This is a genomic window from Halotalea alkalilenta DSM 17697 (genome assembly GCF_000621205.1).
Classification (GTDB): domain Bacteria; phylum Pseudomonadota; class Gammaproteobacteria; order Pseudomonadales; family Halomonadaceae; genus Halotalea; species Halotalea alkalilenta.
Genome location: NZ_JHYY01000023.1, coordinates 1 through 12,658, shown reverse-complemented (window position 1 = coordinate 12,658; position 12,658 = coordinate 1). Strand labels below are relative to the sequence as shown.

At 68.3% G+C, this 12,658-nt stretch carries 15 protein-coding genes and 1 pseudogene; 7 read left to right on the top strand and 9 right to left on the bottom strand.

The window, feature by feature from the left end:
* Positions 1-66: 66 nt before the first annotated feature.
* Both wrbA and pdxH read left to right on the top strand, forming a co-directional pair.
* Positions 67-660, top strand: coding sequence for an NAD(P)H:quinone oxidoreductase (wrbA, locus tag Q376_RS0103640; protein ID WP_043446093.1), 594 nt, complete (start codon positions 67-69; stop codon positions 658-660).
* 43 nt (positions 661-703) lie between these two features.
* Positions 704-1,348 (top strand): pyridoxamine 5'-phosphate oxidase, encoded by a 645-nt coding sequence (gene pdxH, locus Q376_RS0103635; RefSeq protein WP_027349156.1) that lies wholly within the window; start codon positions 704-706, stop codon positions 1,346-1,348.
* Positions 1,349-1,380: 32 nt separating this feature from the next.
* Here pdxH and Q376_RS0103630 read toward each other — a convergent pair whose 3' ends face one another.
* Positions 1,381-2,058: a dienelactone hydrolase family protein gene (locus tag Q376_RS0103630; RefSeq protein ID WP_027349155.1), complete on the bottom strand. Its 678-nt coding sequence runs from the start codon at positions 2,056-2,058 to the stop codon at positions 1,381-1,383.
* Between the two features lie 85 nt (positions 2,059-2,143).
* Positions 2,144-5,005, bottom strand: coding sequence for a bifunctional acetate--CoA ligase family protein/GNAT family N-acetyltransferase (locus Q376_RS0103625; RefSeq protein ID WP_245598900.1), 2,862 nt, complete (start codon positions 5,003-5,005; stop codon positions 2,144-2,146).
* A gap of 151 nt (positions 5,006-5,156) precedes the next feature.
* On the opposite strand from Q376_RS0103625, the gene Q376_RS0103620 reads away from it, so the two are divergent.
* The 5 genes from Q376_RS0103620 to Q376_RS0103600 all read left to right on the top strand — a co-directional run bounded on the left by Q376_RS0103620 (position 5,157) and on the right by Q376_RS0103600 (position 8,933).
* Positions 5,157-6,119 (top strand): histone deacetylase family protein, encoded by a 963-nt coding sequence (locus Q376_RS0103620; protein WP_027349153.1) that lies wholly within the window; start codon positions 5,157-5,159, stop codon positions 6,117-6,119.
* Positions 6,120-6,184: 65 nt separating this feature from the next.
* The gene (locus tag Q376_RS0103615; protein WP_027349152.1) at positions 6,185-6,820 is read left to right on the top strand and encodes a helix-turn-helix domain-containing protein; all 636 of its coding nucleotides are present in this window, start codon (positions 6,185-6,187) and stop codon (positions 6,818-6,820) included.
* A gap of 70 nt (positions 6,821-6,890) precedes the next feature.
* The gene (locus tag Q376_RS0103610) at positions 6,891-7,208 is read left to right on the top strand and encodes a DUF1244 domain-containing protein (protein WP_027349151.1); all 318 of its coding nucleotides are present in this window, start codon (positions 6,891-6,893) and stop codon (positions 7,206-7,208) included.
* Positions 7,205-7,732 (top strand): molybdenum cofactor biosynthesis protein B, encoded by a 528-nt coding sequence (moaB, locus tag Q376_RS0103605; protein ID WP_027349150.1) that lies wholly within the window; start codon positions 7,205-7,207, stop codon positions 7,730-7,732. Before Q376_RS0103610 ends, moaB begins: the two co-directional genes overlap by 4 nt.
* Positions 7,725-8,933, top strand: a complete 1,209-nt coding sequence (locus Q376_RS0103600; protein WP_027349149.1) for a molybdopterin molybdotransferase MoeA — start codon at positions 7,725-7,727, stop codon at positions 8,931-8,933. The genes moaB and Q376_RS0103600 overlap by 8 nt, the downstream gene beginning before the upstream one ends.
* Before the next feature lie 28 nt (positions 8,934-8,961).
* Here Q376_RS0103600 and Q376_RS0103595 read toward each other — a convergent pair whose 3' ends face one another.
* From Q376_RS0103595 to Q376_RS0103565, 7 genes and pseudogenes are all read right to left on the bottom strand, one after another.
* The gene (locus Q376_RS0103595; RefSeq protein WP_027349148.1) at positions 8,962-9,507 is read right to left on the bottom strand and encodes an acyl carrier protein phosphodiesterase; all 546 of its coding nucleotides are present in this window, start codon (positions 9,505-9,507) and stop codon (positions 8,962-8,964) included.
* 2 nt (positions 9,508-9,509) lie between these two features.
* A complete protein-coding gene (locus tag Q376_RS0103590; RefSeq protein WP_027349147.1) occupies positions 9,510-9,866 on the bottom strand; it encodes a TusE/DsrC/DsvC family sulfur relay protein in 357 nt (118 codons plus the stop codon).
* 29 nt (positions 9,867-9,895) lie between these two features.
* Positions 9,896-10,189, bottom strand: a complete 294-nt coding sequence (gene tusB / locus Q376_RS0103585; RefSeq protein WP_052364923.1) for a sulfurtransferase complex subunit TusB — start codon at positions 10,187-10,189, stop codon at positions 9,896-9,898.
* A gap of 11 nt (positions 10,190-10,200) precedes the next feature.
* A complete protein-coding gene (gene tusC, locus Q376_RS0103580; protein ID WP_027349145.1) occupies positions 10,201-10,560 on the bottom strand; it encodes a sulfurtransferase complex subunit TusC in 360 nt (119 codons plus the stop codon).
* Positions 10,561-10,595: 35 nt separating this feature from the next.
* Entirely contained in the window at positions 10,596-10,997 is a 402-nt protein-coding gene (tusD, locus tag Q376_RS0103575; protein WP_425402421.1) for a sulfurtransferase complex subunit TusD, read from the bottom strand.
* A 110-nt stretch (positions 10,998-11,107) separates the two neighbouring features.
* Positions 11,108-12,112, bottom strand: a complete 1,005-nt coding sequence (locus Q376_RS0103570) for a LacI family DNA-binding transcriptional regulator (protein WP_027349143.1) — start codon at positions 12,110-12,112, stop codon at positions 11,108-11,110.
* Between the two features lie 316 nt (positions 12,113-12,428).
* Positions 12,429-12,658: pseudogene (locus Q376_RS0103565) on the bottom strand (hypothetical protein); the annotation flags it as partial.

The window sequence follows — 12,658 nt, the reverse complement described above, 5'->3', positions numbered from 1 at the left end:
GCGGGCCGCTATAATGCCAGCTCACCCAAGGCGGCGAGCCGCAGCCGATCGATCCAAGGAAGCGAAATGCAACCCTACGTGCTGGTGCTCTACTACTCACGCTCCGGCGCCACCCGCCAGCTCGCCGAGGCGCTGGCCGCTGGTGTCGAGGAGAATCGCGGCATCGAAGCGCGACTGCGCACCGTCGCACCGGTCTCCAAGGTATGCGAAAGCGTAGCACCGGAAATCCCCGCCGAGGGGCCGCCCTACGCAACCCTCGACGACCTGCGCGACTGCGCCGGGCTTGCGATCGGCAGCCCCACCCGCTTCGGCAACATGGCCGCCCCGCTCAAGCACTTCATCGACGAAACCTCGACGCTATGGCTCAACGGTGCGCTGATCGACAAACCCGCCACCGCCTTCACCTCCACCGCCAGCATGCATGGCGGCCAGGAGGCGACGCTTCTGAGCATGCTGATACCGCTTCTGCACCACGGCATGGTCTATGCCGGCATTCCCTACAGCGAGGTCGAGCTGCTCGATACCGACGCGGGCGGCACGCCCTATGGCGCGAGCCACCTGGCCGGAGCCGACGGCGCGCGAGCGCTCACCGACAAGGAACTCAAGCTCGCCCGGCGCCAGGGCAACCGGATGGGCCGCCTCGCGCTCGCCCTGCGCTGAGCGCTGTGTTCGACATTCAGATCCGCCAGAGGAGCCACACGCCATGAATCGCGACATCTCCGACGTCAGGCACGAATACTCGGGCCATGGCATCGACCCCGACAACACGCCGGGCACCCCCTTCCCGCTCTTTTCGGAGTGGCTGCGCGCCGCCCTGGAGGTGGATCCCGAGGATGCCAACGCGATGACGCTCGCCACCGTCGACGCCGAAGGCACGCCCCATGCCCGCATCGTGCTGCTCAAGGGGTTCGATGAGGATGGCCTGGTCTTCTATACCAACTACCAAAGCCACAAGGGCAGCGAGCTCGAGCAGGCGCCGAAGGCCGCGCTGGTGTTCTGGTGGCCCAAGCTCTCACGCCAGGTACGCATAGAAGGCGCGGTCGAGCGCGTCGAGGCCGAGCTATCCGATCGGTACTTCGCCTCTCGTCCGCGGGACAGCCAGCTCGGCGCCTGGGTCTCCCAGCAAAGCGTCGAGATTCCCGATCGCCGCTGGCTGGAGGAGCGCTGGAATCGCTTCGCCCAGGCCTACCGCGACCAGCCGGTGGAGCGCCCGCCCCACTGGGGCGGACTGCGCCTGGTGCCGGAGCTGATCGAATTCTGGCAGGGCCAGGGCAATCGCCTCCACGACCGCGTCCGCTACCATCGCCAGGCCGATGGTGACTGGCGCCGAGTTCGCCTTGCTCCCTGAGCCGCCGCCCTAGGGCAGCGGCCCGGCGCGGGTCATCCGAGTTCGCGGGCGAAGAACTCCAGCGTGCGCTGCTTGGCCAGCGCGGCGGAAGGCGCGTCGAAGCTCGCGCGCTGGTCGCAGTTGAAGCCGTGCCCGGCGGGATAGATCCGCACCGCTACCTCGGGGTGCCGTTTGGCGACCTCCTCGACACCCTGGAGCGGGATGTGGTCATCGAACTCGCCGAAGTGGAGCAGCACCGGCACGCGCGGCAGTTCGTCGACGTCGTCGGGGATCCGACCACCGTAGTAACCGACCGCGGCGGCCACGCCGCTGAGGCGACTCGCAGCGAGCCAAGCGATGCTGCCGCCGAAGCAGTAGCCGACCACGCCGACCTTGGTAGCGCTCTCGGCCGCGGCATAGTCGATCGCCGCCTGGGTATCGGCCAGGGAAGCATCGATGCGCAGCTTGCCGAGCAGCTCCCTCGCACGAACCATGTCCTCTCCCTCATAGCCAAGCTCGACGCCCGGCTCGATACGGTCGAACAGCGCCGGCGCCACCGCGAGATAGCCTTCCGCAGCGAAGCCGTCGGCCACCGAGCGGATGTGGGAGTTGACCCCGAAGATCTCCTGCACCACCACCAGCGCTCCCTTGGGCGCACCATCGGGACGGGCCACGTAGGCGCTCAGGGTGACGCCGTCGCGGGCGGTGAGAGTGACGGTTTCACTATTCATTTTGCTGCTCCTTTTGGTTTTCATCAGTGACTGGGATTCGCATGCGCTGATGCCCGAAGGCAGCGAGCGGCCCGCTTCGCGGTTTTCAGCCCGGCGAAGTCTCCAGGCGCAGCCGCTGCCAAGCGTCCTCGGGCGGATTGAGCGACAGCCGGGCGATGATCACCTGTTCTTCCATGTCGAGGCGCAGCGAAAAACCGAGCCGCTCCAGCAGCCCCCGCATCGCCATGTTGTCGGCCATCACCCGGCCGTGCATCTCGAGCACCCCGGTATCGCGGGCGTAGTCGATCGCCTTCTCCATCAGCCGGCGGCCGATGCCCCCACGCTGCAGGTCGTCGCGGACGATCACCGAGAATTCGGTGCGCAGGTTGTCGCTGTCGGTGTTCAACCGCACGACGCCGAGCATCTCGCCGCTGCCGTCTTCCGCCTGGCTGACCTCCTGGTCATCGTCCAGCCGCGGCTGTTCGTGGCGCTCGAGCACGAAGGCCATTTCACGGTCGTAATCGATCGATGCCAGCTGGGCCAGCTCCTTGCGGCTGAGCACCGCCTTGTGCTGGAAGTAGCGAAAGCGAATGCTCTGCGGGCTGAGCCGCGCGTGGAACCGCTCGATCAGCGCCGCGTCCTCGGCGCGCACCGGGCGCAGCACCACGCGGTGGCCATCCTCCAGCGCCAGGGTCTCGCGCAGCCCCTCGGGATAAGGACGGATCGCTTGACGCACCGGCTCGCCGAAGTCGAGCGCGTAGTCGATCGCGACCAGCTCGTCCTGCTCGAGCACCAGCGGGTTGATCTCGAGGCCGCGCATGTGGGGCAGGTCGGCGCACATCTGCGACAGCGTCACCAGCAGCCGGCAGAGTCGCTGGATCGACTCCTCGAGACGCCCCTGGCGCCCCGCGAGGCGCTCGACCATCAGCTGGTAGACCTGGCTGCGCTCGACAAGCTGGGCGGCCAGCGCCATGTTCAAGGGCGGCAGCGCGACCTGGCGGTCACGCAGTACATCGGTGCGATAGCCGCCGAGGCCGAACACGATCACCGGACCGAACACCGCGTCCTGGGTCACCCCGGTGCAGATCGACAGCGAGCGGCGGCCGCGTCGCATCGGCTGGATGCAAAAGCTGTAGAGCTCGCTGGCGGGATGACGCTCCGCGACCCGTTCGCGCAGCCGCTCGATCGCATCGAACATCGCCTGGGGCGTAGCGACGTCCTGGATCAGGCTCAAGTGCTGGGGCGCCAGGCCGCGGGTATCGAGATGATCACGCTCTCGAAACGGCAGGCAGTGCTCGGCGTGCACCGCCTTGACCGCCAGTGCGCCAAAGGCGCGCCGGGCGACTTCCATCCCCTCCTGCGCGCTCTGCACGTATTCGCTCTGGGCGATGCCGATGCCATAGGCGTTGAGCACCTGCCCGGTCTCTTCGTGAGTCAGGCTCTCGCGTCCTCGCGCCCGGGCGCGCTCGATCAACGCCTGGGCCCGGGCGCGAAGAGAAGGTGAAGTGGCGAAGCCCGCCAGCGCCGGCGTCTCCCACAGCTGCGCTTGCGCCTGGCGATGGGCCTCGAGGCGCAGGAAGGCGCGCACCGCGCGCTCGGGCGTCGAGAAACTGGCGAGATTGGCGCGGGCGAAGCGCTGCTGGATCTCATCGGCATCGTCATGGCCCATCCAAGCGGCGAGCACCGGCCGCGACGCGCCGGCCGCGGCTTCGATCAGCGCCTCGGCGCTCTCCACCGCCCCGGCCAGCCGGGTCGGCGCATGCAGCACCAGCAGCGCATCGACCCCGGGGTCGGCCAACAGCAGCCGAACCGCAGTGGCGAACGCCTCGGGCCGGGCCGCACCACCGAGATCGAGCGGCACCGTCGGCCAACCCTCGGCGAGCAGCCCCGCCTCGATCAGCGCCCGTTGGGTCCGCTCACTGGGTTCGGCCATCGCGCCGCCGCCGAGCACCAGCGCATCGGCGGCGAGCAGCGAAGGCGCCAGGCCGTTGCCGACGATCATCAGCCGGGGACCGCGATAGCCGCGGCCGATCCGGGTGAGCACCTCGAGGCTGTCGTAGATGTCGTCCAGCGCCTCGATCCGCACCGTACCGGCACGCCTGAGCGCTGCATCGAGAATCATCGCACGGTGGGGAATCCCCGGCGTCGGCGCCACCCCGAGGCGCTCGGACACGCTGCTGCGACTGCCGCCGATCGCCAGCACCAGCCGGCGCTTCGAGGCCTCGCGCAGCGCGGTGACGAAATGGCGCGCGTCGGTGATCCGCTCGATATGCAAAAGGATCGCCTGTGCCCGCGTGCGCTGGCTGACGAAGTCGAGCATGTCGGAAAGCCGCACGTCGACGCTGTCGCCCAGGGTGATCAGGTGGGAAAGGCCGATGCCGCGACCGCGGGACCAGGCATTGATCGCAGCCCCCAGCATCCCCGACTGGCCGAGGTAGGCGAGCCGGCCGCGCAGCGGTGCCTCGGCGGCGAAGGTGGCGTTGAGCCGCGCTTCGGGTACCGCTACGCCCAGGCAGTCGGGGCCGATCACCCGGATGCCCAGGCGCAGGGCGATTTCCGAGAGCCGTTCGCGGACCCCTGCGAGATCGCTGCGCTCGACGTCGCCGGCATCGTCGTCGCGCAGCAGGATCACCGCGCGCACGCCGTGGCGACCGAGCGCCTCGAGCAGCGCGGGAGTGCGCCCGATCGGCACGCAGGCCACCGCGAGTTCGATCTCGTCGGTGACCGCGGCAAGGTCGGCAAGCATCGTCACACCGCTCGCGTCCACCCGCCCCGGACGCACATCCAGCGCATAGAGCGCGCCCGGGAAGCCGCCCTCGAGGAGGTTGTCGAGCACCACCGAGGCGAGTCCATCATCGTTCGTACTCCCCACCAGCAGCAGCGAGGCGGGAGAAAAGAAGCGGCGCAGGAAGCGTGTACCGAGGGAGGGGCGAGATGCACTGATCAAGGGGCGGGACGGACTGGCCAAGAGACACCTCTTCGAACCGGGCGATGGCGCTCGGCCATCCGGAGGACACCGCGCGCGTGGTGACATCCCCTAGTCTATAGCGCAACATGGAGTCACGCACGATCGCAGGCGCAACACCCGGCCGCGACGCCCATCCAGACAGGACCCGCGGATGATCACCGCCCTCATCAGCCATCCCGCCTTCCACCATCAAAACGATCAGCATCCGGAGAATCCGCTGCGTCTCAAGGCGCTGGAGACCCGGCTCGCCGCCCGCGGGCTCAATCGCCAGTTGCATCAGTTCGATGCCCGCCCGGCCACCGACGAGCAGCTCCTCGCGGTGCACGCCGAGCGCTATCTCGCCCGCCTCCAGCGCTTGGCGGAGCGGGCGGACGCCGAGCATCGCGCGCTGGAAGCCGCCCCCGACACGCCGATCGACGCTGCTCGCCTCACCGCCGCCCGCCTCGCAGCGGGCGGCGTCGCGCGCGCGGTCGACCTGGTGATGCGCGAGCAGTGCGACAACGCTTTCTGCGCGATACGCCCGCCGGGGCATCACGCCGAGCGTGACAGCGCGATGGGATTCTGCCTCTACAACAACGTCGCCGTAGGCATCGCCCAGGCTCGTCTTCGCTACGGCGTCGAGCGCGTCGCTCTGATCGATTTCGATCTGCACCAGTGCAACGGCAGCATCGACATCTTCGCCGACGACCCGGGCGTACTGATCTGCTCGAGCTTCCAGCGCGACCTGTTCCCCTGGCGCTACCAGCGCGAAGCGCCAGCCAACGTGGTCAATGCGGCCCTCGACCCCGGTGAGGGGGCAGAGCGCCTGCGCGAGCTGATCGCGCACGACTGGCTCCCCCGGCTCGAGGCCCACCGTCCCCAGCTGGTTTTCCTCTCCGCCGGCTTCGACGCCCATCGCGAGGATCCGATCGGCGAGCTGTGTTTCGAGGATGCCGACTTCGTCGAGCTGACCCATCTCGCCCTCGGCGTCGCCGAGCGCCACGCGCAGCGCCGGCTGGTCTCGGTACTGGAAGGCGGCTACGCGCCGAAGACGCTGTCGCGGTGCGTCGCGCTCCACCTCGACGCGCTCGCGGGGCTCGGCGTGCGCGAGACGCCGACCGGGCTGCCGGGCTGAGCCGCTGCCCGGCCACGCTGTGCTAGGATGGCCGAATCACAGCTTCCCGACGCGACCGTTCACCGATGACCGACTCCCTCGACCAGGACGCCGCCCTGCGCATCGCCGCCGGACGCAAGCCCTTCATCGAACCGCTGCGCCTTGGCGAACGCCTGAAGGCCTTCCGACTGGCGCGCCAATGGACCCTAGAAGAGGTCAGCCAGCGCACCGGGCTCGCCCGCTCGACGCTGTCGAAGATCGAGAACGACCAGACCTCGCCGACCTTCGCAGTGGTGCAGAAGCTCGCCAACGGCCTGGGCCTCGACCTGCCACAGCTGCTCAAGCGCCCGGGAGGGGTACAGCGCACCGCCGGACGCCGCGACCTGACCCGGCGCAACGAAGGCAAGCCGCACCCTACCCCGACCTACGAGCACGAGCTGCTCTCCTGGCAGCTCGCGCACAAACGAATGGTGCCGTTCAAGACCATCGTCCATGCGCGTAGCATCGATGACTTCTCCGATTGGGTGCGCCACGGGGGCGAGGAGTTCCTGATGGTGCTGGAAGGGTCGATCCTGCTCTATAGCGAGTTCTACGAGCCGCTGCGCCTCGATGCCGGCGACAGCCTCTACTTCGACAGCGACATGGGGCATGCCAAGGTATCGATCAGCGAGCAGGACGCGGTGGTGCTGTCGGTCTGCACCTACATCGAAGACGCGCTCTGATTCAGTCTACCGGCTCGTCGTGGAGATCATCCCCGTCAGCCTTCTCAATCCTTCGCCGAGGAGAACCGAGATGCAAGGCATCGATACCGCCACCCGCACCGAGCTCGAGGCCAGCGCCTTTCGCCGCCTGCTCGCCCATCTGGACGAGCACAAGGAAGTCCAGAACATCGAACTGATGATCCTCGCCGACTTCTGCCGCAACTGCCTGTCGAAATGGCTGGTCGAGGCGGCCCGGCAAAAGGGCCTGGCGCTCGACTACGAAGCCGCTCGCGAACATGTCTACGGCATGCCCTACGACGAGTGGAAGAACCAATTCCAGGCACCCGCCACCGCGGCGCAGCTCGAGGCGCTGGCCGCGCGCCAGGCCGCCAAGGAGCAGCGGCAGTGAGCGCGGACATCGCCTTCACCGCGCTGTCGGTCGCGGTACTGACGATTTCCGACAGCCGAGACGAACACACCGACGGCTCGGGTCGCACCCTGGTCGAGCGGCTCGAGTCCGCCGGCCACCGCCTCCACGCCAAGCGCATCGTCCCCGACGACAAGTACCTGATTCGCGCCGAGGTCGCGGCCTGGATCGCCGATCCGGCGGTGCAGGTGGTGCTGACCACCGGCGGCACTGGCTTCACCGGCAGGGACTCCACCCCCGAAGCCGTCGGCGTGCTGTTCGACAGCCACATCGACGGCTTCGGCGAACTGTTCCGCCAGCTATCCCATGCCGAGATCGGCAGCTCGACGATCCAGAGCAGGGCGCTGGCCGGCTTCGCCAACGCCACCGTGGTGTTCTGCCTGCCCGGCTCGACCGGCGCCTGCCGCACCGCCTGGGATCGTATCCTGGTCGAGCAGCTCGACTGCCGCCACCGCCCGTGCAACTTCGCCAGCCTCGTCCTGCATGGGAACCACGGCCATGGCTGAGCTGCACACCCTGGCGCAGGCCCTCGAGACCCTGCTCGAGGGTGTCTCGCCGGTCGAGCGTGAGATCGTCGCCCTCGAGTCGGCCTGCGGGCGCGTGCTCGCCGAACCGATCGTGGCGCTGCGCGACGCCCCGCCTTTCGACGCCAGCGCGATGGATGGCTATGCCCTGCGCGCGGCCGACGCCGGGCGCCGGCTGCCGGTCACCCAGCGCATCGCCGCGGGTACCGCCCCAGCGCCCCTCGCCCCCGGCAGCTGCGCGCGGATCTTCACCGGCGCGCCGCTGCCGCCCGGTGCCGACTGCGTGGTGATGCAAGAGCAGGTGAAGGCGAGCGATGGATCGGCCGAGATGCCGGCGGGCGTGGAGCCGGGTGGCAACGTCCGCCGCCGCGGGCGCGAGCTCGCCGCGGGCGAAACACTGCTCCAGGCGGGTCATTGGCTCGACGCCGCCGCGGTCGGGATGATCGCCTCCCAGGGCCATGCCCGGGTCGCGGTGCGCCGCCGCCCCAGGGTCGCACTGCTGGCCACCGGGGACGAGCTGACCGCCCCCGGCGAGCCGCTGCCGGAGGGGCGGATCTACGACTCCAATCGCTACATGCTCGGCGCCCTGCTGCCACGCTTCGGCTTCGAGGTGATCGATAGCCAGCGGGTCGCCGACCGGTTCGACGCCACCGCCGATGCGCTCGGCGCTGCGGCGCAGCATACCGATGTGGTGGTCACCAGCGGCGGGGTCTCGGTCGGTGAGGAGGACCACGTGCGCGCCGCGGTCGAGAGCCGTGGCCGGCTGAGCCTGTGGCGCCTCGATATCCGCCCCGGCAAACCGCTGGCGCTGGGGCGGCTGCCGCGCGAGTCCGGGGGCGAGGCCTGCTTCGTCGGCCTGGCCGGCAACCCGGTGTCGAGCTTCGTCGGCGCCTGGCTGTTCCTGCGCCCGCTCGCCGCCGCCTTGCTCGGCGCCCCCGCCCTCGCCGCCCTGCCCCGGCTGCGTGCGTGCGCGCAGTTCAGCGAACGCACCAGCGGGCGCTGGCACTACATGCGGGTGAAGCTCGACCACCAGCGCCAGGACGGCGTGGCCTGCGCCTTCTCCTATCCCGACCAGGACTCGTCGCTGCTGCGCCCATGCATCGATGCCGATGCCCTGGCGGTGATCCCGCCCAATGCCGAGATCCACCCCGGCGCGATGATCGACTGCCTGCTGCTGCGCTAGGGCGTGGTAGCACGCCCTGCAGCGGCGCTCAGGCGCTCGAAAGCCGGCGTTCGAGATCGGGCCATAGCCGCGCGTAGGTGCTCTGGAGCAGCGGGTAGTGCTCTGAAAGCCAAGGGCTCAGCGCGGCGAGGCGATTGGGGCCGCTCAGCCGCCGACCGACGCCTTCGATCGCGCCGAGGGTGAAAGCGAAATCCGCGTATCGCTCGAGCCAGCGACCGGCGACCAGCGCTTCGAGCAGCGGCGCCTGCCGCTCGGGCAGCGCGCGGCTGGAGAGCAGCCGATAGCAGCGCGCGGCGAGCCCCGGGTCGAGGCGGTCGCGGGCGAGGAAGTGATCCCAGACGATATCCAGCGCGACGCCGGCGACCCGGCGCTCGGGAATGATCTCGAGCAGCGCGCGGACCTCGGGATGATGATCGATCGTCGCGTCGACGCGCCGGTGCATGCGCACCCCGCGCTCGACCTCGGCCGGCAGATGGCCGAGCTCGGCCCCTTTGATGCCGTCCGCGACCAGGTTGCCGAAGAGGAAATCGTCGCTGCCGGAGGCGGCGAGCAAGGCGTGCCCGATGAAGTTCATCGTCAGTGACAGTTGGTGGGCTTGGGCAGCCCGGCGAGACGGGCGGCGATCCGTGCAGGACTCTCCTGCGCGCCGCCTTCGGGAAACAGGGCGAGCAGATAGAGCGAGCTGCCCTTCTCGTCTCCGAGCGAGGCGCGCACTGCCTTGATCAGCGGGCGCATCGCCGGTGAAAGCTCGAAGCGCGCATAGAACTCGCGCAAAAGCTCGAGAATCTCCCAGTGCCGCGCATCGAGCTCGCGCCCTTCGCGCGCAGCGAGCGCCATCGCCACCTCGGGCGTCCACTGCGCCAGTTCGACCAGGTAGCCTTCGGGATCGAGGGCGATCGATCGTCCGTCGAGCTCGAGCCGGATATCGCTCATCTGCACTCCTTGCTGGTTCGCTGTCGGGGCTAGTACCAACTGATCGTCTTTGCGCACTTCGCGCTCAGCTCGACGAATCCGCCAACGTCGATGACTTCGATGCCCGCGGCCACTCGCGAGGAGAGCCCTCGCGCATCGAGATCCTCGCGCAGCGCGTAGAGCTTCGCGGGCGTGCGCGCCAAGCGCGCGACGCCCGGCGCGAGGGCCCCATTGACGCCGTCCTCGATCAGCAGCAGCGCATCGCCCTCGGCAAGCGTCGCCACGAGCCTTGCGATGAGCGATTCGGCCTCGAACGGTGAGCGGTTGAGCAGGTGGAGGATCATCCTGGCTCCAATCAGAAGGTGAAGACTCGGTCGAACTCGCGAACCAGCTCGGCCAGCTCGGCGAATTCGACCTCGTGGGCCAGTGCCTCGGAGTCCAACCCTCGATCGCTCAGCGAAGACTCGTCGACGTAGAGCCGCTCGATATCGTAGAGCGAGAGCGCGTCGATCGTCGGCGCGGTGCCCTTCTGACCCAAGGCGCCAGCACCCTGCCCCTCGACCAGCGCCATGACGCCCTCGTCGCAGAAATGGAGCGCCACCTCGCAGCCGAACGTCGCCCCGACCAGGGCGAGATCGAGCGCTTCGCGCAGCCAGCTGGTGCCATGCGGCGCATGGCGAACGACGATCAGCAAGGAGACGGGCGTATCGGGCATCGAACGATCCAGTGAGTCGGCGAAGAAGGTACCGGTCAGGCGAAGGTCAAGGTACGGTCGCTGATCGCGGTAGCATGAACCAGCTGGCCCAACCCCGCCAGTTCGAAGCCCGGCGCGAGGGTTTCGCCCCGCACCCCGTGACGCTCGGCCTCGCGGGCGTCGAGCAGACCGCGCTTCAGCGCCGAGGCGACGCAGACCATCAGCCGCGCGCCGCTCGCATCGGCAAGCGCCTGCCAGCGCGATGCGAGCCTCGGCTCGTCCTGAGGCGGCGTCATCAGCCGCGCCGCGTTGTAGACCCCGTCATGGTAGAAGAACACCCCTTCGAGCCGATGGTTCGCGGCGACCAGCGCCTCGCCGAAGCGCAGCGCCGAGTGCGAGGCCTGGCGACTGTAAGGAGCGCCCATGACCAGCAGGGTGTAGCGCAAGCCGTCGTTCATCGATGAGCCCAGACTGATCGGACAAAGCGCCATTCTAGCATTCATGCCGCCCAAGGTGCCGCAACCGGCGCCGGCGGACCGGCCGAACGCCGCTTCGACAAAAGGGCATGCTAAGGAGGCGGTGCGGTACTGCTGCGGACCACCAGTCGATAGGGCAGCACCACGCGCGCCGCGGGAGTCGCTCCCCTGCCCTCGAGCAGATCGATCAGCATGGTCACCGCTTGGCTGCCGAAGGCTTCGGCGGGTTGGGCGATGGTGGTCAACGGCGGATCACTGTAGGAGGAGAACGCGATGTCGTCGAACCCTGCCACCGAGACGTCTCCCGGCACGCTGAGCCCAAGGCGCTTGATCCGCTGCATGGCGCCGATCGCCATCTCGTCGCTTTCGCAGAAGATCGCCGTCGGAGGATTGTCCAGCGCCATCAGGCCGCCCGCTGCATCGAACCCAGCACCCAGGGTGAAATTCCCCGGACAGACCAGCTGATCATCGAAGGCCACCCCGGCCGCCTCCAGCGCATCGCGATATCCCGCCATCCGGTCACGGGTCAACGGGCTGCGGCGCGACCCCTGGATCATCGCGATACGTCGATGGCCGAGCCCGATCAAATGCTCGGTGAGCGTGCGTGCCGCCGCACGGTTGTCCAGCTTCACGCTCGGGCACGGCGCATCGTCGAGCACTTCGCAGGCGTTGACCATCGGCAGCACGGTGCCTGCGGGAAAGACATGGGATCTGAACGGGTCGTAAGCGCGTAGCTGGATCAGCCCGTCGGCCTGGCGGGTCGCCACCAAGCCCGCGTAGCGTTCCTCCATCTCCTCCTCGCCGAGCGTGTTGCACAGCAGCACACCATAGCCTTGCTGCTGCGCAGCCGCCTGGATGCCACTGATCACCCGGGCGAAGAAGACATTGGCGATCGCCGGCACCAGCACGACCAGATTGTGGGTGCGCTGGGAGCGAAACTGCACCGCCATCAGATTGGGCCTGTAGCCCGCCGCCGATACCGCCTCCAGTACCTTGGCGCGAGTCGAGGGCGCGACGATCCCTGGAGACTTCAAGGCCCGCGAGACGGTCGCGACGGACACCCCCGCCAATTCAGCGACCTTGCGTATGTTGGTCATCCCTATCCATCCTTGTGCGTCGATCTGGCCCATTCACCGCGCGGTGTCCGCGATGCGGCAACGGGCAGCCAGCCTAACCGAATCCTACCCACCGCGTCCGCTCAGCATATTCCTGGCCCCACGGCCGGCGGCACGCGGCCTTGGTTCAATGGACCCCCGCCCAATGCGAGGTTAATCTGGATGAAAATGTAACCGGCTTCATTTTCATCATGTTCCCGGTATCCCTCTCTTTCCATGAACCCCCTCCGAGTTCTCCTCGGCAGGGGGATGATCAGGGGGGAGATTGGGCGGTCGTCATATCGTTCTTCCTCAACTTTCAGGCAGAAGCATTTTGACCTTCAGTCTGGATGGGCGTCACGGAGAACCCGAGCTGCTTGGCGAGTCGACGCATGGAACGTCGTTTGGTTTCCAGCGCCTGTGCCTCGTAGTACTGGAGTCCGTGTTCGACATAGTCCAATCCTTTGACCATGACGCGCCAGAACAGCGCCGCGAGTTTGCGCGCCAGGGCGATATTGGCGATCAATCCACCTCGGCGACCCGCCATCC

Coding starts and splice junctions, on each gene's coding strand:
- wrbA (WP_043446093.1), top strand. CDS start 67: ATGCAACCCTACGTGCTGGTGCTCTACTACTCACGCTCCGGCGCCACC.
- pdxH (WP_027349156.1), top strand. CDS start 704: ATGAATCGCGACATCTCCGACGTCAGGCACGAATACTCGGGCCATGGC.
- Q376_RS0103630 (WP_027349155.1), bottom strand. CDS start 2,058: ATGAATAGTGAAACCGTCACTCTCACCGCCCGCGACGGCGTCACCCTG.
- Q376_RS0103620 (WP_027349153.1), top strand. CDS start 5,157: ATGATCACCGCCCTCATCAGCCATCCCGCCTTCCACCATCAAAACGAT.
- Q376_RS0103615 (WP_027349152.1), top strand. CDS start 6,185: ATGACCGACTCCCTCGACCAGGACGCCGCCCTGCGCATCGCCGCCGGA.
- Q376_RS0103610 (WP_027349151.1), top strand. CDS start 6,891: ATGCAAGGCATCGATACCGCCACCCGCACCGAGCTCGAGGCCAGCGCC.
- Q376_RS0103600 (WP_027349149.1), top strand. CDS start 7,725: ATGGCTGAGCTGCACACCCTGGCGCAGGCCCTCGAGACCCTGCTCGAG.
- Q376_RS0103595 (WP_027349148.1), bottom strand. CDS start 9,507: ATGAACTTCATCGGGCACGCCTTGCTCGCCGCCTCCGGCAGCGACGAT.
- Q376_RS0103590 (WP_027349147.1), bottom strand. CDS start 9,866: ATGAGCGATATCCGGCTCGAGCTCGACGGACGATCGATCGCCCTCGAT.
- tusB (WP_052364923.1), bottom strand. CDS start 10,189: ATGATCCTCCACCTGCTCAACCGCTCACCGTTCGAGGCCGAATCGCTC.
- tusC (WP_027349145.1), bottom strand. CDS start 10,560: ATGCCCGATACGCCCGTCTCCTTGCTGATCGTCGTTCGCCATGCGCCG.
- tusD (WP_425402421.1), bottom strand. CDS start 10,997: ATGAACGACGGCTTGCGCTACACCCTGCTGGTCATGGGCGCTCCTTAC.
- Q376_RS0103570 (WP_027349143.1), bottom strand. CDS start 12,112: ATGACCAACATACGCAAGGTCGCTGAATTGGCGGGGGTGTCCGTCGCG.